Raw genomic sequence first — 20,392 nt, forward strand, 5'->3', positions numbered from 1 at the left:
CCGCTGCAATTGCAGCGGGCCCTTAAAATTAAAGCTTAAAGAAGCAATTATTTACAAAGGTTGAGGTCCATTTCGTCCCACTCTTTGATTTTCTTGCTAGTACGCTTACGAAGTACGTACATTTTCTTTTTCTTCTTATACTTAAGGTCAGTCAATTTCACCTCAGCATAACGCTTTTTCTCAGCTTTCTTCTTGTGCTGGTAGCGCTGAAGAACGATGATATCATCCATGTTCTCATCTTGGCGGATGTGGTACTCTTTGGTACGAGTTTTACCTTTGCGAGTTACATTTTTCGCGCGGTACACATAGCCTGTTTTCTTGTTGGCCACAAGGATAGTAGAGTTACGGAGTACACGAGTTTTGAGTACATAAGTATCTTCACCTGCAGCATCGGGGTTTTCGTTCCATTCGCCCAATTTGTAGTTACCAGTAGCGGGAACATCAAAAACGATATAGTCACAGTTGATAGGACCAAGGCAAGTAGCTTGCTCATACTTAGAAGTTTCCCATTTCATGTAGCCTTGCTTTGTGAGGCGGCCAGTAAGCAAAACAGGATTAGTTTCAGTTACTTTATCGCGGGGAAGCATAATGCGCATGCCACGGTTGCCATCACCTTGCTGAGCTTCGCCAGCAGAGTTTTTAGCCTTAACGATTACGTTTTTGCTATCATTCATGTTGGCAAAAGCGGGGAACCAATCTTCGGTAGCGATACCGTACTGGAACTGATCACAGATGTCGCAATCAGATTCTTTGTTGGGCTCATCTACTACTTGAACATCCATGTTGGCGATGTCTTGAGTATAAGTACCATTTTTGATTTGGGCCACAGAACCTTCACTGCTATAGCGGATATCGGCAGATTCTAGGTTAGGTAGACGCTCACCACCGAAGGGGTCTTCGCTACAATCTTCTTCACAAGCGCGGGGCTTTAGGCAGCCACAGTAGCCGTTTACTTCCATTTCGAAGTTATAGGTAGAGCAATCGCCTTCTTTTACTAGGCTACCACAGGGCTTACCTGTGCTTTTCCAAGTAATGGTACCGCCATTATCTACGCCAGTATAGAGCATAAAGCCTTCGGCATCTTGGCCAACTGCGGGCATTTTTACCTTAAGGGTTTTGCCAGCTTTTAGGGCATTGCCATCTACTTTAGCATCAAAGTAAGCGATAGCATTGGCATAAACGCCTTTGCCGTTTTCGTCTTCCATTTTGATACCGGCTTGAGCTACTTCACGGGCAGTAGACAAGCTTTTGTAGGTAAAGGTAATGTCTTTATTCTTTTTAGGCTTGAAGGTTCCTTTTTCAACGAAGACTTCCAAGCAACCTTTTTGCAAAAGGGTATCGCGATCATCATCTTCTAGCGTGAAGAGGAAATACACACGGCGGTTTTCGGCTACACCGCCCTGACCGTACTTAAGGTCTTTTTCTCCGTAGAAAAATAGCTCCATTTTATCTTCGGGTTCTCCAACTTCCTTGAGGTATTCAAAGGCAGATTCGGCACGGCGCTCAGAGAGGCCCATGTTGTAGTTTTCGGTTCCGATATCACAAGTATAACCTGCAATACGTACCGCAAGACGGCGGCCTTTAGTGGCCTCCAAGAAAGAGTCGATCTGCGTTTTACTTTCCTGTTTTAGGATAGCACGATTAAACTCGAAGTAAAGTTCAAAGCTATCTTGCAAGTCTTGGGCAGAGGCCATGCCAAAGCTCAAGAGCATCAATAAGCAGCTTAAATATAACTTCTTCATTCTGACAATTTTTGTATGAAATAAAATGATGGACAACAGTTTTGTTTGTTACTTTAACAGTGGGCAAATATAAGAAAACTTGCCGAAAAGCAGGGCTTTAGCCTGATTTCTATATTTAATCTATAAAATTTATGCTTTGGCCTTTTGCGGCTCTACAGGCCCGATAGGGCCGCAGGCTGAGGGATGGGCAGCAGGGCCGCCAAAGGCGGCAGACCCAAAGCTTTTGAAGCGCAGCGAAAAAGCTTGCAGGGCCGAGCAGACCTGCGAGCTGCGAGACAGCCCGACCCGAGCGAAGCGAGGGGCAGCCCCAAAAAAATAGGAAAATACTTTTGCCTTTGCCCCTGATTTTGGATCTTCGTCTTTAAGAAATCATCAAAAAATATATTCATGTCTATAAAATCTTTCCTTATTAAGCAGCTTGCTCGCTACATTAGTAAGCAAAAAAATGGGCAAGCACTAAAGGGGCTGGACTATCAGGAGAAAATCCGGCGAGAATTGGTGGCGGTGGGCCAAACTACAGCTTATGGCAAGGACCATCAGTTTGATAAAATTGTAGATTATGCCAGCTTTAAGCAGCAGGTGCCTTTGGTTGATTATGAGGCTTTGCGGCCTTATGTGGATCGCATCAATGCGGGGGAGGAAAATGTGCTTTGGAAAGCTCGGCCCAAATATTATGCAAAAACTTCGGGCACAACTTCGGGAGCCAAATTTATTCCCCTAACCAAAGAAAGTATTCCCAATCATTTTGGAACAGCCCGAAATTCGGTCTTTAATTATATTGCCCAGACGGGCAAGGCCGATTTTATGGATGGGAAAATGATCTTTTTGTCGGGCTCTCCTGAACTAGAAAAAAAGGGAGATATTTTGCTCGGTCGGCTTTCTGGAATCTCTAACCATTTGGTGCCCAGTTGGTTAAAGGGTAATCAGCTGCCTTCTTATGAGACCAATTGCATAGAAGATTGGGAAGAAAAATTGGACCGGATTGTAGAAGAGACGATGGATGCAGATATGCGTTTAATTTCGGGGATTCCGCCCTGGGTACAAATGTATTATGAGCGTTTGTTGGAGCGCACGGGCAAAAAGACCGTTTTAGAGGTTTTTCCCAATCTCTCTATCTTTGTTTATGGGGGCGTCAATTTTGAGCCCTATCGAGAGAAATTAGAATCTTTGGTAGGGGGGCGGATTCCTTCTGTAGAGACTTATCCTGCCTCTGAGGGCTTTATTGCCTATCAGGACCAGCAAGATGCGCCGGGGCTTTTGCTCAATATCAATTCGGGCATTTTCTTCGAGTTTGTGCCTGCCGACCAATACTTTTCTGAACATCCGCCCCGTCTATCTTTGGCCGAGGTGGAGCTGGGTGTAAACTATGCCCTAGTATTAAATACCAATGCGGGGCTTTGGGGCTATAGCATTGGCGATACGGTGCAGTTTATCTCTAAAGATCCTTATCGAATTTTGGTCACGGGCCGCATCAAGCATTATATTTCGGCCTTTGGCGAACATGTAATTGGCAAAGAAGTGGAACAGGCCCTTTTGGAAGCCCTAGAAGTAGAACCCGCCAAGGTGGTGGAGTTTTCGGTGGCCCCAGAGGTAAATCCCCCTGAAGGCGGTAAGCCCTATCATGAATGGTGGATTGCCTTTGATCAGCTGCCGCAAAACTTGGAGCTGCTAGCCGAGCGCCTCGATTTGGCCATGCGCAAACAAAATATTTATTATGAGGACTTGGTCCGTGACAAGGTGTTGCAGCCGCTGAAAATTCGCCCAGTTCCAGCCGATGCCTTCCGACAATATATGAAGTCTATTGGCAAATTAGGCGGACAGAATAAGGTGCCTCGTCTATCCGATGATCGCAAAATTGCCGATAAACTCCGAGAGTTGTTTCCCTCCGCTTAATCGACAAACCAAAAAAGGCCAGCGAAATTCGCTGGCCTTTTTTCTGCTCAGTAGAGACTAGACTACTTCTTTTTTGGGGCACTTTTGTTGGTGGCTACATTCTTCTTGCCCAACTTGTGGTACTTCATAACCGCCTCGCGGAGTTCCTGAAGCGTTACGCCTTCTTTGGTGCCACGTATGCCTACAATTTGTGGATGGAGGCGGGTCTTTTCATCATAAATTTTATACTTGATAATGGTAATGGCTTGCATGACCGACTGAATAGACGCCCCGCTAATTTCGCTAGGCAAAGGAATGACCGAAGTGATTTCTGGATCGTGCAAACCAATGGCTTCTACCCGCACAGAACCATACACTTTTTTGTCTGTGGCAGCCATACCAATACTAAAAATATCACTGAGGTTGATGTCCTTGGCCCGAGAAGAAATGTTTAAAATGACCCGAAAACCCACGCCAGCAGCAGCTTCGCCAGCTAGATCGCCCTCTTTTTTTACCTCCAAGGTGGCAAACTTGAGGTAGTCCATGGTCACAATATATTGCATGCCCTTATCCGATACTCGGCCAGGAATAAAACTCATTTTTCCTGTCGGATCTACCTCTGCAACAGAAACCAAAACCGTTTCATTGGTCAAGTACTCTAGTAGTTCGCGCTTGTCCATGCTCTTGATGTACTTCAGATCTACATTGCCCTCATTGTCGGCTACCTCTACATTGTCATAAAACTCAATGGGCTCTACCGGAATAAACTCACTATACTGTAAGGTATTGGCCCCACTGGCCTTTTCCTTCTGAGCAAATGCCCCACTGCCTGCCAAGAGCAGCAATACTAAACAAGTCAAGGTTCTCATACTGTGTTTTTTTTTGCCGGCCTGGCTCTGCCAATGGCCGCAGATTGAAATATAATTTTTGATTTTGGGGAATGGAGTGAGCTCTGAGAGACTAAGGACAAGATAAAAAAAAATTGATTGTCCCTTTACATTAGTAAATGTATTTGTATTTTTGGATTTCGCTCCATAATGGCCCCTTCATTATTAGCCCCTAATGCTTTTGTGAGGGCCCTTATTGTAGCCCCTTTTAGCTTTCGATTTTATTTAAATAAATGTAATATATAATGAACCTAGAACGACTCGTGGCGGTAAGCGGACGCCCAGGCATTTATCGCATGGCTGCCAACCGCCCCAATGGCCTTATTCTAGAAGAGCTAGATAGCAAAAAGAGAATGTTCGCCTCCGGACGAGTACATCAGTTTACTCCTCTAGAATCTATCTCTATCTATACAGAAGATGAACAAGATTCCGTAGACCTTAAACAGGTTTTTCGCAATATGTTGAGCCAACTCGAGCAGCTGCCTACGCCTACCTCTAAAGCCAAACCTCAAGAACTCCGTAGCTATTTTCTAGAAATTTTGCCCAGCCACGATACAGACCGTGTACTGATCTCTGATATCAAGAAAATTATTAAGTGGTTCAATTTCCTCAACGATCGTGGCATCATTGACCTAGAACCCGACCCTGTTGTAGAAGAAGAAGCTACCGAAGAAGAAAATACAGAGGCCTAAGCCGCCTTTGCTTCTATAAAGTTTTAGCCAACTCTTTTTTAGGGTTGGCTTTTTTATGTTTTGGGGCCTCCGCAGCAAAGCTGCGGCGCTATGTTGCAGGGCTCGCTGCTCGCTCGGCCCTTCGCTGGCTTCGCCAGCTCGGTCTGGCCTGCGGCCACCCCTCCACAGCGCTAGGCCACAACAAAGGGCAGCCGCAGGCCGCCCCAAATGCCCTGCATGCAGGGCAAAAGTTTTGGGACCAAATTCTCCCCTTTCTTTAAACTGCTTGCTATCTTTGACGTTTCTTGTTGGAGCGCAAAATAATTAGCCCTCCACACAAAAAGTCCCTAACTAAGACTTTTTTCCAACGAACTGATTCTTTACTGCCCTATAATTTTTCTATTTATGGCCATCATTATCACTGACGAATGTATCAACTGCGGAGCCTGCGAACCCGAATGCCCCAATACCGCCATCTATGAAGGCGGCGTAGAATGGTCCTATGAAGAAGGCACCGAAGTAGAAGGCGATTTCCAACTGCATAACGGCAAAACCGCCAATGCAGGCCTCATGAACGAACCCGTTTCCGATGATTTCTATTTTATCGTAAGCGATAAATGCACCGAATGCGTCGGCTTTCATGAAGAACCCCAATGTGCCGCCGTCTGCCCCGTAGATTGCTGCCTGCCAGACCCCGAACATGTAGAGACGGAAGCTACCCTGCTCCAGAAAAAAGCAATTATGCACCCTAGCGAAGAATAATTTTCCTGCAAAATTTGGTCTTTTCGTTTTGCTAACTTATATTTGTGCCGCTTTCAAGATGGAGGGTGTAGCTCAGTTGGTTAGAGCGCCAGATTGTGGTTCTGGAGGTCGTGGGTTCGAAACCCATCACTCTCCCTACATTTAAGAGCAAAAGCGAGATACTATTTAGTATCTCGCTTTTTTTTTGGGCCAAAACTTGGATTATCCAAAAAGCTGCTTTATATTTGTACCGCTTCAAGATGGAGGGTGTAGCTCAGTTGGTTAGAGCGCCAGATTGTGGTTCTGGAGGTCGTGGGTTCGAAACCCATCACTCTCCCTACATTAAGAGCAAAAGCGAGATTGTGAAAACAATCTCGCTTTTTTTTTGGCCCAATTTAGGGCTAGGGAGGCGGCGAAGCCGCCATGGCCGTTAGGCCAAAGGCCCAGCGCTGCGGAGCGGGTGGCCCGAAGGGCCAGACCAAAGGCAGGCAAAGCCTGCCTGCAGGGCCGAACAGACCTGTGAGCCCCGCAGCATAGCGGCGGCCGCCCCTCCTAAAAAGGGCGGCCGCGGGCCCCAAAAAAAGAATTAAGGTAAGCGATATTTTAGGCCCACCAACAACTGAAAATGATGAGCGGCCATCTGTTCGTTTTGGGCCAATTGGCGGAGATAATGGGCCTGCAAAGACAGGCGGTAGTGATCGCCCAATTGGCGATCGAGGCCCAAGCCCAACTGCAAGGCAAATTGTTGATTATTGGCCCAGCTCCCCTCTTGCAAAAGGGCCGAATTGGGAGAATCTGTAGGTAGATAGCTTCTTTGGAGGATTTGTCCCGCCGCCTGTTGCCCAATTAGCTCTTCTTGGCCCCGCTGCTGCCGCTGCAAAGACAACTGATAAAGGCCGGCAGCCAAGGCTTGCAACTCCCATTTATTATCAATATATAGGCTATAGCGAAGCTGCAAAGGCAACTGCAACAACTGCAAGCGCTCCTCCTTATTGATTTGGCGGCTGTAGCTTAGGCCATCGGGCATGAGGAGGCTAGACTGCTCAAAAAGCGCATAGTTCTGCTGCTGCCAAAATAGGCCCAAAGACAAGCCCCATTTTTTGTTGAGCTCCTGCTCTAGCTGTAGACCAAACTGCAAACCCGCTTGTCCACTACCCAAATTGGCCGTTTCGCCTAGGCCCAAATTGAGGCCCGTATATAGGCCCAAATGACGATGGCGATTATAGACCTTGGGAAAGCTATAGGGACTTTTGAGCTGAAAACTGAGGTCCCCTTTCAATTTATCCAAATCATTGCTGTCCTTTTTGGCCAAATAATTAGCCAAGGACAGCCCCTGATCTTCTAGGTCGAGGGCCGCAAAAACAGCGGCTTCCTTATTTTGCTCTTCCTTTTGGTTGCTGTCTTCCGGACGAGCGTCTTCTTCGGTTCCCTCTACCTGACCGCTGTTTTCTGCTTGCTTAGCGGTTTTCTCTTGGCTTGTGGCCAAGAGATTAGCCTGAGCTCCAGCGGCTGCTTTTGCAAAGTTTTGGCCCTGAATAAAGGGCGGTAATTTTGCGCCAGCCCCAAAGCTTGCCGAAAATGCCCCTGCGGGCTGCTTTTGTAGTAGGGGACTGCCCATCGCAATCTGCTGCGGCTCCTCACTAAGGCGAAGCGCATTAGTTAGGGCCGTATTTTCTCCAGCCGAAAAGGAAGCTTGCGAATCTTTTTGACCGCTTTGCGTCTTAGCTGAAGGACTATTTTGGGCCAAATCATTGGCGGTATTTGTCTTGCTAGATTGGCCTTTATCCCCAGTGGCTTCTTCCTGCATCGGATGCAAATAAAAGAGGTTAATTAGGGTAAAGAGCGAGAGCAACAGCAGGCCAGCCTCCATAGTTTTGAACCAAAAAACAGCGGGCCGGTCCTTTTTTTCCTCTAGGGCGGCTTCTAGGCGGCTCCAATCCTCGGGCATTTCTTCCTCTGTAGCAGCATAGGCTGCCAAGGCCTGCCTAGCGAGGGCATCCAGCTCTTCGGTCTCCTCGGCATTGAGGTCCAAGTCCGTTTGTAGGCGGTCCCAATCCTCTTCCATGCTCAGCTCATTGGCTTCAAAATCGCCCAAAGCGGCAAGGACCAATTGATCTAATTGCTCATCTTTCTTTTGGCTAGCGTCCAAACGGGCTTCAAACTTCATCCAATCCTCTTCCAGATGATGGGCCTCTGCCTCAAAATCATTAAAGAGTTTTCGGCTATATTCATCGAATTTGTCAAAATCTTCTTTCATAAGCGAACTAGCTCTAGCGCTTAGTGATATAATTGTTTAATGTACTCTCTTAGTTTGGCCCGGGCCTTCACTAAATTGGAGCGGGAGGTACTTTCGGTAATTCCTAATTGTTGGGCCACTTCTCTATGCGAGTAGCCCTCTATGGCATATAGATTAAATACGGCCCGATAGGAGGGCGGCAGTTTTTGGATCACTGCCATAATTTCTTTGGCAGAATAGCGACTAATGGCGTCGGCATCTTCAGAAATTTTGTGTTGGGCGGTCTCTATATTTTCGCTGCGGTGGCGAATTGCCTTGCGGTAAAAGTCAATAGAGGTGTTAATCATAATCCGTCTGATCCAAGCATCTAGGGAGGTCCCTATTTTGTAGCGATGCAGATAGCGAAACACTTTGATATAGCCTTCATTGAGGATATCGCGGGCATCTTCACTATTATTAGAATAGCGCAGACAGACCCCTAGCATGCGCCCATAAAAGCGCTCGTAGAGTTCTTTTTGGGCCCAACGCTTTTCTTCTAAGCAGGCTTTGATGAGCTGAGCTTCTTGCTCTTTGGCGGTTCGCTCTCGCTCTTTTTTAGATGATATATTCAAGGCAAAATCCATAGCAGATAATTATCGGTGGAGGGAAATGGGGTGCATTCTCTCGATCTGGGGCAAGTTTTCCCAGTTGTTTCTAATACGTTGAAGATAGGGGCTTTGCTGCCTAGCTCTATGGTTTGGCCTAAAAAACAGGGAGATAATGTTGTAGTTTTTTTGGGGCTGCCCACTCGCTTCGCTCGGGTCGGGCCATTGCGCAGCTCGCAGGTCTGCTCGGCCCTGCGGCGGCTTTGCCGCCTGGGTCTGCCGCCTTCGGCGGCCCTGCTACAGCCCCTCAGCCGGCGGCTTCGCCGCCTCTAGATGCAAATAAGTGCATCAAAAAAAGCCCCTTAGCTGGGGCTAAGGGGCGGGGTATATCAATTGTTTGTAAGCTGTATTTTGGAAAAGCGGGCGGGGCGTTTAGATAGCGGTTACCTTTCGGTCCACCTTCATAATTTTGCGTACTTCTGCGACCTCCACCATAAAGGGGTCATGTTCTAGGTAGTTATCAGAAATAAGTTTGAGATGAGTTAGTCGATTTTTGTTAAAGACCTTTTGGATGCGTTTAACTTGGACGCCATGGCTACTGACGATGGCGTAGACTTCATTTTCTTGAACCCTTTCGATACCTTCTAGGGGGCGGCAGATGACCAAATCTCCATTGCTGAGAGTAGGTTGCATAGAGTCGCCACTAATTGTAAAGGCCACATAATCGCCTTGAGAGAGGCCGGGCAGGCTAAAATACTGTCCTTCCTCATAGGAATCTATGCCTAGGGCCGAGCTAGCAAAAGCGGCCTGGCTAGAATATAAGATTTGGGAGCCATATCCATAATCGGAGGCTAATTCGCCATTGGCGAAGGCGGGAGCGTCTTCCTCGCCGAACATGGGGCCTTTTCCTTGGAGCAGATAATCCTTATTGACGCCAAATTCTTCACAAAAGCGGCTGGCTTTATCAAAATCGATAGCGCGGCTACTTTGGGGGTTGAGAAATGCGCGGACTAGATGCCCGTTTCCTTTTTTGTCCCAAAAGAGCAAAGAGAGTTTGGTCATCCCTTTATCGTGGCTATTGGGGACAATATCCCCTTTTTCCTCTAAGGCTTTAAAGGCCTTGATAAAACGACGATTCATGGCTAAGCGCTTCTCCTTTTTTTGATTTTTCATAGTGGATCATTTGGCGAGCAGAGGAGGAACAAGTCCCCTTGCGCTACAAATCTAAAACAAATCCGTTTAAAAACAAATAGTTGCATATATTTTTGCAAATAAAAACAGGAAGTTGTATCTTGTTGGAGATAAGAAGGGGAATCCTAAGCCACTATTATTAAATGAATTGATTAAGTCTTACTTTTGGGCGGGGTTTTAAAAGCGCTGCTTATATTCTGCGGCAGGGGCGAGCGAAGCGAGCCGGCTGAGGGATGGACAGCAGTGGCGCGTAGCGGCAGACCCAGGGCTTTTGAAGCGAAGCGAAAAAGCCTGCAGGGCCGAGCAGACCTGCGAGCTGCGAAACAGCCCGACCCCGAAGGAACTGAGGGGGCAGCCCCAAAAAACAACAGGCTAAAAAACAGTATGAAACGGATTCTTTTTGTGGCTTTACATCGGCCAAATCGCTCGCCTTCACAGCGTTTTCGGTATGAGCAGTATTTAGATTTTTTGGAGGAGCATGGTTATGAGTATGAGCTCTCTTATTTGATTGAGGCGGAGGATGATCCTGTTTTTTATGGAGCGGGGCAGTATTTGGGTAAAATGAGGGTATTGTTGAAGAGTGTTTGGCGGCTTTGGCGGGCTTCTGGGTCTTGGGCCAAGCAATTTGATGTAATTTATGTGCAGCGGGAGGCCTTTATGTTGGGGACTTCTTTTTTTGAGCGTCGTTTTGCTAAGCGGGCGCCCTTAGTTTTTGACTTTGACGACTCTATATGGTTGCAGAATGTATCGGCTAATAATAGTGCTTTAGGGTTTTTGAAGAATGCGAATAAGACGGCGGAGTTAATTGCTTTGGCGGATATGGTATTTGCGGGGAATTGTTATTTGGCGGATTATGCTAGGCAATATAATGATTGTGTAAAGGTATTGCCGACGACTGTGGATGAGCAGCGGCATCATCCTAAATTTAAGCCGGCTAAGGCGGCGGATGCGGCGGTTTGTATTGGTTGGACGGGGAGTTTTTCTACGGTACAATACTTTGAGCAGTTGTTGCCGGTTTTGCGTCGTTTGAAGGAGAAGTATGGGGATAAGATATACTTTAAGTTGATAGGGGATGCGAATTATAGTTTGCCTGAGTTGGGCATTCGGGGGGTAGCTTGGACTGAAGCGGATGAGATGGAGCAATTGGTGGAGTTGGATATTGGTTTGATGCCTTTGCCGACGGATGAATGGACCAAGGGGAAATGTGGCTTGAAGGGTTTGCAATATATGGCTTTGGGTTTGCCTGCGGTGATGTCGGCAGTGGGGGTAAATACGGAAATCATTGAGCAGGGCGTCAATGGTTACTTGGCGCATAATGAGGAGGAGTGGTTTGCGCAGCTTTCGGCTTTGATTGAATCGGCGGAGTTGCGGGAAAAGCTGGGCCGGGCGGGTCGTCAAAGGGTGTTGGAAGAGTATGCTGTAGTGGCTCAAAAGGAGCGTTATTTGGCCTTTTTTGATGAATTAGTGGCAAAGAAAAAGTAGGGGAGGGGAGCGTTGGTTATTTAGGGCTTGTGAAATCTGCTTGAAAAGTTAAGCGTCTAATTGGTTTTTTGCTATTGATTTCTGTATCTTTCTGGAGAAGAATTATAAAAACAGTAAAGAACAGTTATATGGCAGATTTAGGTAAGATTCAGGGGCTTATTGGGCAGTACAATGCTCAGTTGACCACCTTAAAGGAATTATTTTTGGCCGATGGTAAAATTGACCAAGAGGAGCAAGATCAATTGGATAAAATTGAGGGCTTGATTAACAGCTTGGGTGATTTATTGGAGGATAAGATTGATTCGGCTCAGGCCGAGGCTGGTGAAGATGAAGAAGCTGGGGCTCCTCCTGCGGAGTTGGAGAGCAATCAGAAAACGATAAAGGCCTCTGTGGGTCGTGGTGGAACCAATGACAAGGCCGATGTGCAGTTGGTTCAGGAATTATTGAAGGCCAAGGGGCATAATTTGGCCGTAGATGGATTGATTGGGCCGGGTACTATTGGCGAGATCAAAGCTTTTCAGCAGGCGGCTTTTGGTTGGGCTGATGGGCGGATTGATCCTGGAGGGCAGAGTTGGCAGGCGCTTAATGGCGCAGCTTCTGCGAGTTCGGATGACAGCAGCAGTAGTTCGGATAGTTCTTCGGCTACAGACAGTAGTGAAGAGGGGGGTGTTTCGGGCAAAGACTTTAGCCACCCCAATGCGGGGAATGTCAGTTTGAGTTATGGCTCGAAGGCGGTTAAGTTGAACAGCAGAGCGGAGAAGTTACTCAAGAGTATTTTGGCGGCTTGTGGTATGACGGGCGCAACAGTAACCTCTACCATTAGAACCTATCATGATCAGGCTCGGATTACGATGACGCAGACCTTGCCTGGTCGTGGGGCGAAGACTGTGCGTAAATGGTATGGCCAAGATGTATTGGATGCTTGTCGGAAGTACAGCGGAAACATTCAGGCCTTTGCTGACTGGTGGCAGAAAAGAGATCAGAACAGAGGGCGGGTATCGAGTAAGCACTTGAGTAATCAGGCTTTGGATGTGGTACCTAATGGGAATCGTTCTGTATTTGCGGACAAAGTAGCGGGGCTAGTGCCGGTATCGGGTTCTGGTGTTCGTCGGATCATTAAGAAAGGGCAAATGAATGAGCCTGTAGACCATGTAGAGTTTACCTTTAAGGTTACTGGATAAAGCGGGACTTTAAATGAAGAGAAAAGCCCCAGCCGAAATCGGCTGGGGCTTTTGTTGGTTTTGGGGGTGTGTCCGGTTGATGTCTGCATGTGGTCTGGCTGTGGTCCTTGGGCAGATTCGTTTTAAGAAAGAGGCTGGGATAAATTTGTAGTAAGTTTTTAGTGGGCTTAAAACAAGATAAAATTATCAGCTATACCTTAAAATGATTATTATGATTAAGAGATCATTAGACTATTATTTACTACTAGTCCTATGTTTATTTTCTGGCAGTCTATGGGCGCAGGACTTAAAGTTAGATTGGGCCTATGACATTGGTGGGGGAGGCTCTAACTCGGCCAGCCATATCATGACAGACAGCAGTGGGAACATCTATGTTTATGGGACGGTTTTGGATTCATTGGATGCGGATCCTTCTGCAGGGAGCAGTATTATTTACAACAGTCAGTTTTTGGCTACTGGGCAGGTTAATCCTTCTGCTCAGGAGGGATATTTAGCGAAGTACGATGATCAGGGAGGGTTAATTTGGGCGATTAACACGCCCTTAGTGGCCAGTTTATACTCGTCTATAGTATTTCAGGTTTCTGCAGTTGGGGACATCTATCTAGCTGGAGGTTTGAGTGATACGGTAGACATTGATCCGACGTTGGCTGTACAGAACTTAGCAGGTTATATTTTGTATGAGGATGCGAATCGGGGGACTTTTCATGAGACCTCATTTTTGGTGAAGTACAATACTGATGGGAGTTTAGCTTGGGGTCATTTGTATCCGGAATACATTCAGGCGCCTGCGGCTAGTGGCAGTAATCTACTAGGGATAAGAGGTCTTGCCTTTGATGAATTTGGCGATGTATATATTGCGGGAAACTTTTTTGGGGACATTGATTTAGATCCGGGGTCTGGGGCAGATTTATACTCGGCTCCATTTACGTCAGGGAGCACATTTCCGCCAGTAAGTGCGACCACTGAGAACTATGGTTATTTGGCCAAGTTAAATCCTTTGGGACAATTACAGTGGGCCTTTAGTTTAGAGAATGATGGGGCGGAGATTGCGGCTTTAGCTATACATGAGTCTAAGATTTATTTGGCGGGAACGGTAGAGGGGCGTCCTACTTTTCCTTCTAGTCCAGATTTTGACCCATCTAGTGACACGGCCCATCTATATCCAGCATATGATTATGCCAACTTTTTGGCTTGCTATAGTCCTTCAAAGACCTTAGATTGGGTGAAGATGATGCCTCAGTTGGATCCATCTATTGCTACGGCTCGTTTTAGAGGAGCATTGGCTACTGCAGAGGGGCTTATATTGAGTGGAGAGGTTAACGGGCAGACTCAGGCTGGTGTAGCCTTTGGTTTAGTGGGCACGGACAGCTTTGATGTAAGTGTAGGCAATGCGCCAAATGGGTTACAATATTTTACGGTAGCTTATCGGGATGATGCGAGTCTTCGTTTTGGACAGGCGCACAATGGATTTTTAGAATACATGGCCAAGGATCATCAGGGAGGTGCTTATATTGGATATAGTTTTGAGAACAGCATGGATTTGGCGATTAGCGATACCTTTTTGACACAGGTGGTGCCTGCTTTTGGTACTTATGGTAATGTTGTTGCTCGCTATGACAGCTTAGGGCAACTACTATTTCATCATGTATTGGCTAATCCATTTGGTCAATTTTATCCAGCTTCTGAGGATATTATTTTGTTTGCGGGATCGTATGTATCTTCTATTCCGGGTTTTCCCAGTAATGATTTTGATTTGGGCCCCAATAGCTTTAGTTTGAGCAGCACTGCGCCTCAGGTTACATCGGCTATTGCCAAATATGTAAACTGTCGGATGGTTTTAGACTATCAGTTGACGGATGTATCTTGTAAGGCTAGTGTGGATGGTAGCATTACGGCTACGGTAGTAGAAGGGGGCACTGCTCCATTTAACTACCTTTGGTCGGATAATCAGACTACGGCTACTGCGGCTAACTTGAGTGCGGGCAGTTATATGTTGACCTTAACGGACGACAATGGTTGTCAGGCTTTTGACAGCTTATACATTTCGGAGCCAGACTCGGCTATTTCGGCCTTAACGAGCAGCCAGATGGCGAGTTGTTTTGGGGCTACTGATGGTTCTTTGGCGGCTCAAGCTTTTGGGGGAACGGCTCCTTATAGTTTTGCTTGGTCTTCTTCTGTGGCTACGGCCAATGCGAGTAACTTAGCGGCTGGTATATACAGCTTAACGATTACTGATGCCAAGGCTTGTGAGTTGGTAGTTCAGGATAGTGTGCTTCAGCCAGACAGCATTGAATTGAGTTTTACGGCTACGATGACCAGCTGTTTTAGCAGTCAGGATGGGCAGGCTGTTGTATTGGCTAGTGGTGGAACTGCGGGCTACAGTTTTCTTTGGTCTAATGGAGAGACTACAGCAGCTGTAAATAACCTAGCTCCGCTTAGTTATATGGTGACAGTAACAGATGCCAATGGTTGTGAAAACATGGATAGTGTAGTCATCGACCATCCATCTTTTTATGGTGCGAATATCAGTGTGGATCATGTAACTTGTCGAAACGACAGTGATGGTAGTGCTATGGCTGCTGCTTATGGGGGAACTCCGCCCTATAGCTATCTTTGGGATGATGCTAGTGCGACTGCAGATGCTGTGGTGAACAACCTAGCTGCAGGAAGTTATTATGTAACGGTGACTGATGCCAATGGCTGTCCTCAGGTGAACCTTGCGGAGATTAGAGAGCCGGGTAGTGATTTGGTTGCTGTCTTGCTTAGTGGTTCGGGGACAAGTTGTCATAACAGCAGCGATGGTGTGCTCTATTTGGCTACCTCTGGGGGATGGCAAGACTCTAGTTATGCCTCTAGTTGGTCTAATGGGGTGAGTGGTATTGGTTTTGACAGCTTGAGTAATTTGGCCGCAGGAAGTTATCAAGTGACGGTAACCGACTTTGAGGGTTGTACGGACACGGCTTCTATTGAAGTGTATTCGCCGGATCCTTTGGTGGTGAATCTTACTATAATTGACGCTCCATGTTTTGCTTGTGAGAATGGGAGTATTGGCGCGGCTAACTTGACTGGTGGAACGCCACCTTATCAGTATAGTTGGCCAAATGGGACCTCTGGCGACAGTTTGACCAATCTTTCGGCTGGAAATTATACCTTGACTATTACGGATGGCAATGGTTGTGAGTTGATCACGACAGCTACTGTAAACGAGCCGCCTGTATCGGTAGCGCATTTAGATTTGGCTGAGCTGCAGCTATTTCCCAATCCGAATAATGGGCAGTTTAACTTGCAGTTTAGTGCGGGGATTTATCGCTTGGAGCTTTTTGATGGTTTGGGGCGTAAAATCTTTGATCAGAAAATGGGGGGCGAGCAGCAATTGCAGTTGCATATTCCGAAGCTAGCTGCGGGTATGTATTGGCTTCGATTAAATGAGCAAATTAGCAAGCGGGTGATCATAAAATAGTTGGACAACAACTGGTTGTGCGCGAGACTACTGGCCTTGTCCAGTAGTCTCTTTTTATTTGGCCTAGCGATGTGCAGCAGTGGCCGCAGGCCAGACCGAGGCGGCGAAGCCGCCGAAGGGCCGAGCGAACAGCGAGCTGCGAAACGTAGCGCCGCAAGGCCGTTAGGCCGCAGCGGAGGCCCCAAAACAGCAGCGAGCTGCGACAACCAGCCTCGAAGAGGCGCCAGTTCGACGACCAAAGGGAGTAAACGTAGCGCCGCAAGGCCGCAGCAGAGGCCAAAAAAATAGGCCTGTCCGGTGGATGTCCGTTTGGGGTCCGTTTGGGGTCCAGTTAAAAATGGGGGGGGTATCGATTTAATGAAGCTTCTTTGTCTTGTACTCATTTGGGAGCTAGACTGGGGAGGGGCTGTTTGTGATGAGTATGTTTTTTTTTATTAAAAAAATGAATTTATGAAAAAGATGTATTACTTACTTCTGCTCTTTCTTTTGTTTGGGCCGATAGTTTGGAGTCAGCAAATAGGAGGCGCTCCGATTGTACCTTATACTTTGACGGTAGATGATACTGTAGCTTGTAGTTATGGACAGACCATAACGGCCACCTTAGCAAGCTCTCAGATTAAGACGGTATACAACCTGCGTTCTGTGACAAATGGGGCCTTGATAGATGGGCCAGTTCAGGGTACAGGAGGGCCGCTTCAGTTTTCGATTTCTCCTTATCGAACAGATAGTTTTTATGTAGAGGCGGTAGCGCCGGGGATTGGGGTTGAGTTGGATGCCACAGACGATGCCTTAGAGATCAATCCGAGTCCGGACATTAGTTCGGGAGATTTCAGTTTGGTGGGCTGGATTAAGATTCCGCAAACAGCGCCTAATTTTGGGTACATCAATACCTTTTCTCGTCCAGTAGGCACTACTCGTTACCTTCAGTTTCTCCATTTTTATGGCAGGCTGCGTTATCTTTCTGGAACGGGAAGCACCCCCACAGCCAATAGTTTGATTGGGAACAGAAGCATAAAAGACAACAAATGGCATCACTTTGCTTTTACGCGTACAGCGGCTACGAATGAAGTGAATATTTATATTGATGGGGTTTTGGATGCGAGCAAGGTAATTCCGGCTTTAGAGACAGGTTTGGATACTTGTTTTATAGGGCATGTTTGGGCGAATGGTCAACGTCAGGGGCAGTTGGGAGCGAGTATAGATGAGCTCAGTTTTTGGTCTCGTCCGTTGAGTTTGACCGAGATTCAGGATGATATGGCCAATGGGACCGATTCTACGGATACGGATTTGGCCTACTTTTACAACTTTGAAGAGGGGCAGGGGAATTCTGTACATGATATTTCGCCTAATAACCCGCCAGCCAATAGCCAATTTGAGAATGCAGACAGCAGTGCAGTTTGGGTAGATGGAGCGCCTAGGTATAGAGGTGAGATGTCTAATCAAGTTGTGATACACTTTACGAACAACCCTCTTCAGATTGTTCAGATCAATAGCTCTGCCACATCGGTTTGTGCTGGAGATAGTTTGATTTTGGAGGCAGAATGTCGCAGTTTTGATGTAGTGAGTAGTTACCAGTGGAGTTCTGGGCAAAATAATGGGGCGGCATTTGTGCCTAGCCAGTCTGCTTATTATACGGTAACAGCTACCGATGCTTTGGGCTGTACGGATGTGGATAGCATTCAGCTAACGGTTAATGCGGCTCCAACTATTCAGTTGCAGGCTTCTGATACTGCAGTTTGTCAGGGCGAGTCGGTTATTTTGACGGCTTCTGGGGCAGACAGCTACCTTTGGAATAATAGCGTACAAAATGCACAGTCTTTTCAGCCCAGTCAATCGGCTTATTATAGGGTGGTGGCCACAGATAGCAACACCAACTGTAGTGTTGTGGATAGTCTATGGCTAAGCGTTTACAGTCTGCCTAATATCAGTTTGCAGCCTTCTGCCTCGGCCATTTGTGCGGGGGATTCTGTACAGATTCAGGCGCCAACTTCTTTGACTTACAGCTGGCCGCAGGGCTTGGCCAATGGGCAAAACTTTGCGCCAGATAGCACCGATGATTATACGGTTATTGGCACTGATGCCAATGGTTGTCGTGATACGGCTATAACCACTATCGTAGTGAATAGCTTACCTCAAGTTCAACTACAGGGCCCAGCCAACAATGGCCTTTGCTTTGGAGAAAGTATGACCCTCAGCGCTAGCGGGGCCAATAGTTACAGTTGGGATAATGGGGTAGTAGATGGCCAATCTTTTACGCCTCAGTCAGCTCAAAGTTATACGGTAACGGCTACGGATGCCAATGGTTGCCAGAATACGGCCAGTATTTTTGTAGATGTTTATGCACTACCTGCAGCTAGTATTGTTCCTGACTTGAGTTTGTCTAACCCCAATCAGCTCTGCCCTGGCGACAGCCTTGCCCTTTTTGGCGCGGGCGGAACTAGCTACAGCTGGAGCCATAACTTAAGCGATGGACAAGCTTTTGTCCCTCAATCTACCGATAGTTATACCGTAACGGCCACCGATGCGAATGGTTGTAGCGATACAGCCAGCATTTATGTTCCTTTACTCACTGCGCCTAGCCCAAGTATTCAAGCTACTGCTATGGCGCTTTGCCCAGGCCAAAGCCTGAGCTTAACGGCAATAGGAGCCGATACTTACAGCTGGGATAATGGGCTGGTCAATGGCCAAAGTTTTGTTCCAGACAGCAGCCGTCGATATACCGTAACGGCTAACCTAAACAATGGCTGTAACGATACGGCACAGGTTTATATTACGGTTTATCCTCGCCCAATGGTACAGGCCAATGCCTCTGCTTTTAGTATTTGCCAAGGCGAGCCTTTGCTGCTCTACGGTAGTGGGGCCAATAGCTATAGCTGGGACAATAATGTGGTTGACGGACAGGCTTTCTACCCGCAGTCTAATGGCAATTATTTGCTGACAGGAACAGATCTGAACGGCTGTACGGCTATGTCTGGCATTAGTATTACCGTAAATCCAACCCCTACAGCAGCTATTCAAGCTTCTGCAAACAGCCTTTGTGAAAGCGATTCTTTAACGCTCTTGGCTACAGGCGGAACTAGCTATAACTGGAGCCATGGGCTGCCCAATGGCCAGGGGTTTGTCCCCGATAGCTCTGCTACTTATACAGTAGTGGTAACAGATGCCAATAATTGCAATGATACAGCTAGCTTATCCGTGACGGTACATCCTTATCCACAGCTTGCAGCTATGAGCAGCCAAGATTCTATTTGCCAAGGACAAATGCTGAGCCTCAGCGGCCAAGGAGCTACCAGCTACAACTGGAGCAATGGCGTAATTGATGGACAAGCTTTTCCCATTTACAGTAGCCAAACTTATCTGCTTAGCGGAACAAGCGCTCAAGGTTGTACCGCCCATGATAGCATTTATATTCACGTATGGCCTTTGCCTACGGCTATGGCGCAGGCTTCTGCCGATACCGTTTGCCAAGGCGATAGTATTAGTTTGTCTGGAAGCGGAGGACAAACTTATAGCTGGGATAATAACGTAGTTGATGGACTGGCTTTTGTCCTCCAAACAACAACGACTTTCACGCTTATCGCCACCGATGCCAATGCTTGCCAAGATACTAGCCAAATTGAGGTGCTGGCCAGAGCGCTTCCACAACTTAGTATCCTCAACCTAAATAGCCTTTACTGTAGCGCCGATAATAGCATTCAGCTAGAGGCTAGCCCCGCTAATGGGCTCTTTTCTGGCCCTGCAGTGAGCCCCGGCGATAGCATTTTATTCAATCAGCTAGCCAACGGAAGCTATACCGTGAATTATGCTTATACCGATGAGTTTGGCTGTAGCAACGAGCTGAACCAAAGTTTTGATATGGATAATTGCGCAGGCTTAGCAGAGGCAAATCGCTGGAGCCAACTAAAGGTTTATCCCAATCCAAGTCATAATGAGGTCTATATTGATCTGTCTGATTTAGAGCAGCAGCCTCTACAGCTTCGTCTCTACAATTTGATGGGGCAGTTAGTTTTGCAAGAAGAGCAAATGGGCGGCCGCCTGGCTAGCCTTTCTATGGCCGATTTGCCCGCAGGAACCTATATTTTGCAGCTTCAACAAGCCGATCAACAAATTCAGCTTACTGTGGTCAAACAGTAATCAATTATAGCTGATAGCCAGCACTTAGCTGCCTTATCAAACCACTTCCTACTCTAGGGAGTGGTTTTTTTTGGGCCCGCGGCCAGCTTTGCTGGCCGCCGCTATGCTTTGGGGCTCGCTCTTCGCTCGGCCCTTCGTTTTTTCGCTGCGCTCAAAAACTCGGTCTGGCCTGCCGGCCACCCCGCCGCAGCGCTGGGCCGCTCAACAGCTG

The 20,392-nt window shown here is 47.2% G+C and carries 12 protein-coding genes and 2 tRNA genes; 9 read left to right on the plus strand and 5 right to left on the minus strand.

Going from position 1 to position 20,392, the window contains the following annotated elements; translation table 11 throughout:
- Positions 1-47 precede the first annotated feature (47 nt).
- Positions 48-1,742: an OmpA family protein gene (locus SAPGRDRAFT_RS13125; RefSeq protein WP_002659697.1), complete on the minus strand. Its 1,695-nt coding sequence runs from the start codon at positions 1,740-1,742 to the stop codon at positions 48-50.
- Between the two features lie 387 nt (positions 1,743-2,129).
- Between SAPGRDRAFT_RS13125 and SAPGRDRAFT_RS13135 the strand changes: the two genes are divergently transcribed.
- Positions 2,130-3,635, plus strand: coding sequence for a GH3 auxin-responsive promoter family protein (locus SAPGRDRAFT_RS13135; RefSeq protein ID WP_002659698.1), 1,506 nt, complete (start codon positions 2,130-2,132; stop codon positions 3,633-3,635).
- A gap of 62 nt (positions 3,636-3,697) precedes the next feature.
- On the opposite strand, the gene SAPGRDRAFT_RS13140 is transcribed toward SAPGRDRAFT_RS13135, so the two are convergent.
- Complete coding sequence (locus SAPGRDRAFT_RS13140) at positions 3,698-4,483, minus strand: hypothetical protein (RefSeq protein WP_002659699.1); 786 nt, start codon at positions 4,481-4,483, stop codon at positions 3,698-3,700.
- A 263-nt stretch (positions 4,484-4,746) separates the two neighbouring features.
- Here SAPGRDRAFT_RS13140 and SAPGRDRAFT_RS13145 point away from each other — a divergent pair, with 263 nt between their 5' ends.
- The 4 genes from SAPGRDRAFT_RS13145 to SAPGRDRAFT_RS13165 all read left to right on the plus strand — a co-directional run bounded on the left by SAPGRDRAFT_RS13145 (position 4,747) and on the right by SAPGRDRAFT_RS13165 (position 6,250).
- Positions 4,747-5,193, plus strand: a complete 447-nt coding sequence (locus tag SAPGRDRAFT_RS13145) for a DUF5606 family protein (RefSeq protein WP_002659700.1) — start codon at positions 4,747-4,749, stop codon at positions 5,191-5,193.
- Between the two features lie 384 nt (positions 5,194-5,577).
- Positions 5,578-5,934, plus strand: coding sequence for a 4Fe-4S binding protein (locus tag SAPGRDRAFT_RS13155; protein ID WP_002659701.1), 357 nt, complete (start codon positions 5,578-5,580; stop codon positions 5,932-5,934).
- A gap of 61 nt (positions 5,935-5,995) precedes the next feature.
- Positions 5,996-6,069 (plus strand) — tRNA-His (locus SAPGRDRAFT_RS13160).
- Positions 6,070-6,176: 107 nt separating this feature from the next.
- A tRNA-His gene (locus SAPGRDRAFT_RS13165) sits at positions 6,177-6,250 on the plus strand.
- Positions 6,251-6,499: 249 nt separating this feature from the next.
- Here SAPGRDRAFT_RS13165 and SAPGRDRAFT_RS13170 read toward each other — a convergent pair.
- The 3 genes from SAPGRDRAFT_RS13170 to SAPGRDRAFT_RS13185 form a co-directional block, all read right to left on the minus strand.
- Positions 6,500-8,170 carry a hypothetical protein gene (locus SAPGRDRAFT_RS13170; RefSeq protein ID WP_002659702.1) on the minus strand — a complete coding sequence of 557 codons (1,671 nt, stop codon included), beginning with the start codon at positions 8,168-8,170 and terminating at the stop codon, positions 6,500-6,502.
- A gap of 20 nt (positions 8,171-8,190) precedes the next feature.
- On the minus strand, positions 8,191-8,772 hold the full coding sequence (locus tag SAPGRDRAFT_RS13175) for an RNA polymerase sigma factor (RefSeq protein ID WP_002659703.1): 582 nt from the start codon (positions 8,770-8,772) through the stop codon (positions 8,191-8,193).
- Positions 8,773-9,165: 393 nt separating this feature from the next.
- Entirely contained in the window at positions 9,166-9,906 is a 741-nt protein-coding gene (locus SAPGRDRAFT_RS13185; protein ID WP_002659704.1) for a S24 family peptidase, read from the minus strand.
- A 402-nt stretch (positions 9,907-10,308) separates the two neighbouring features.
- Here SAPGRDRAFT_RS13185 and SAPGRDRAFT_RS13190 point away from each other — a divergent pair, with 402 nt between their 5' ends.
- The 4 genes from SAPGRDRAFT_RS13190 to SAPGRDRAFT_RS13205 all read left to right on the plus strand — a co-directional run bounded on the left by SAPGRDRAFT_RS13190 (position 10,309) and on the right by SAPGRDRAFT_RS13205 (position 20,181).
- Entirely contained in the window at positions 10,309-11,406 is a 1,098-nt protein-coding gene (locus SAPGRDRAFT_RS13190) for a glycosyltransferase family 4 protein (protein WP_002659705.1), read from the plus strand.
- Positions 11,407-11,534: 128 nt separating this feature from the next.
- The gene (locus SAPGRDRAFT_RS13195; protein WP_002659706.1) at positions 11,535-12,587 is read left to right on the plus strand and encodes a peptidoglycan-binding domain-containing protein; all 1,053 of its coding nucleotides are present in this window, start codon (positions 11,535-11,537) and stop codon (positions 12,585-12,587) included.
- A gap of 211 nt (positions 12,588-12,798) precedes the next feature.
- Positions 12,799-16,047, plus strand: a complete 3,249-nt coding sequence (locus SAPGRDRAFT_RS13200; RefSeq protein WP_002659707.1) for a T9SS type A sorting domain-containing protein — start codon at positions 12,799-12,801, stop codon at positions 16,045-16,047.
- Between the two features lie 450 nt (positions 16,048-16,497).
- Complete coding sequence (locus SAPGRDRAFT_RS13205; protein ID WP_002659709.1) at positions 16,498-20,181, plus strand: LamG-like jellyroll fold domain-containing protein; 3,684 nt, start codon at positions 16,498-16,500, stop codon at positions 20,179-20,181.
- Positions 20,182-20,392 lie beyond the last annotated feature (211 nt).

This window comes from Saprospira grandis DSM 2844 (assembly GCF_000275825.1).
Lineage (GTDB): Bacteria > Bacteroidota > Bacteroidia > Chitinophagales > Saprospiraceae > Saprospira > Saprospira grandis_A.

What these genes read in the sequence shown, in the direction of transcription:
- SAPGRDRAFT_RS13125 (WP_002659697.1), bottom strand. Translation starts at nt 1,742, where the DNA reads ATGAAGAAGTTATATTTAAGCTGCTTATTGATGCTCTTGAGCTTTGGC.
- SAPGRDRAFT_RS13135 (WP_002659698.1), top strand. Translation starts at nt 2,130, where the DNA reads ATGTCTATAAAATCTTTCCTTATTAAGCAGCTTGCTCGCTACATTAGT.
- SAPGRDRAFT_RS13140 (WP_002659699.1), bottom strand. Translation starts at nt 4,483, where the DNA reads ATGAGAACCTTGACTTGTTTAGTATTGCTGCTCTTGGCAGGCAGTGGG.
- SAPGRDRAFT_RS13145 (WP_002659700.1), top strand. Translation starts at nt 4,747, where the DNA reads ATGAACCTAGAACGACTCGTGGCGGTAAGCGGACGCCCAGGCATTTAT.
- SAPGRDRAFT_RS13155 (WP_002659701.1), top strand. Translation starts at nt 5,578, where the DNA reads ATGGCCATCATTATCACTGACGAATGTATCAACTGCGGAGCCTGCGAA.
- SAPGRDRAFT_RS13170 (WP_002659702.1), bottom strand. Translation starts at nt 8,170, where the DNA reads ATGAAAGAAGATTTTGACAAATTCGATGAATATAGCCGAAAACTCTTT.
- SAPGRDRAFT_RS13175 (WP_002659703.1), bottom strand. Translation starts at nt 8,772, where the DNA reads ATGGATTTTGCCTTGAATATATCATCTAAAAAAGAGCGAGAGCGAACC.
- SAPGRDRAFT_RS13185 (WP_002659704.1), bottom strand. Translation starts at nt 9,906, where the DNA reads ATGAAAAATCAAAAAAAGGAGAAGCGCTTAGCCATGAATCGTCGTTTT.
- SAPGRDRAFT_RS13190 (WP_002659705.1), top strand. Translation starts at nt 10,309, where the DNA reads ATGAAACGGATTCTTTTTGTGGCTTTACATCGGCCAAATCGCTCGCCT.
- SAPGRDRAFT_RS13195 (WP_002659706.1), top strand. Translation starts at nt 11,535, where the DNA reads ATGGCAGATTTAGGTAAGATTCAGGGGCTTATTGGGCAGTACAATGCT.
- SAPGRDRAFT_RS13200 (WP_002659707.1), top strand. Translation starts at nt 12,799, where the DNA reads ATGATTAAGAGATCATTAGACTATTATTTACTACTAGTCCTATGTTTA.
- SAPGRDRAFT_RS13205 (WP_002659709.1), top strand. Translation starts at nt 16,498, where the DNA reads ATGAAAAAGATGTATTACTTACTTCTGCTCTTTCTTTTGTTTGGGCCG.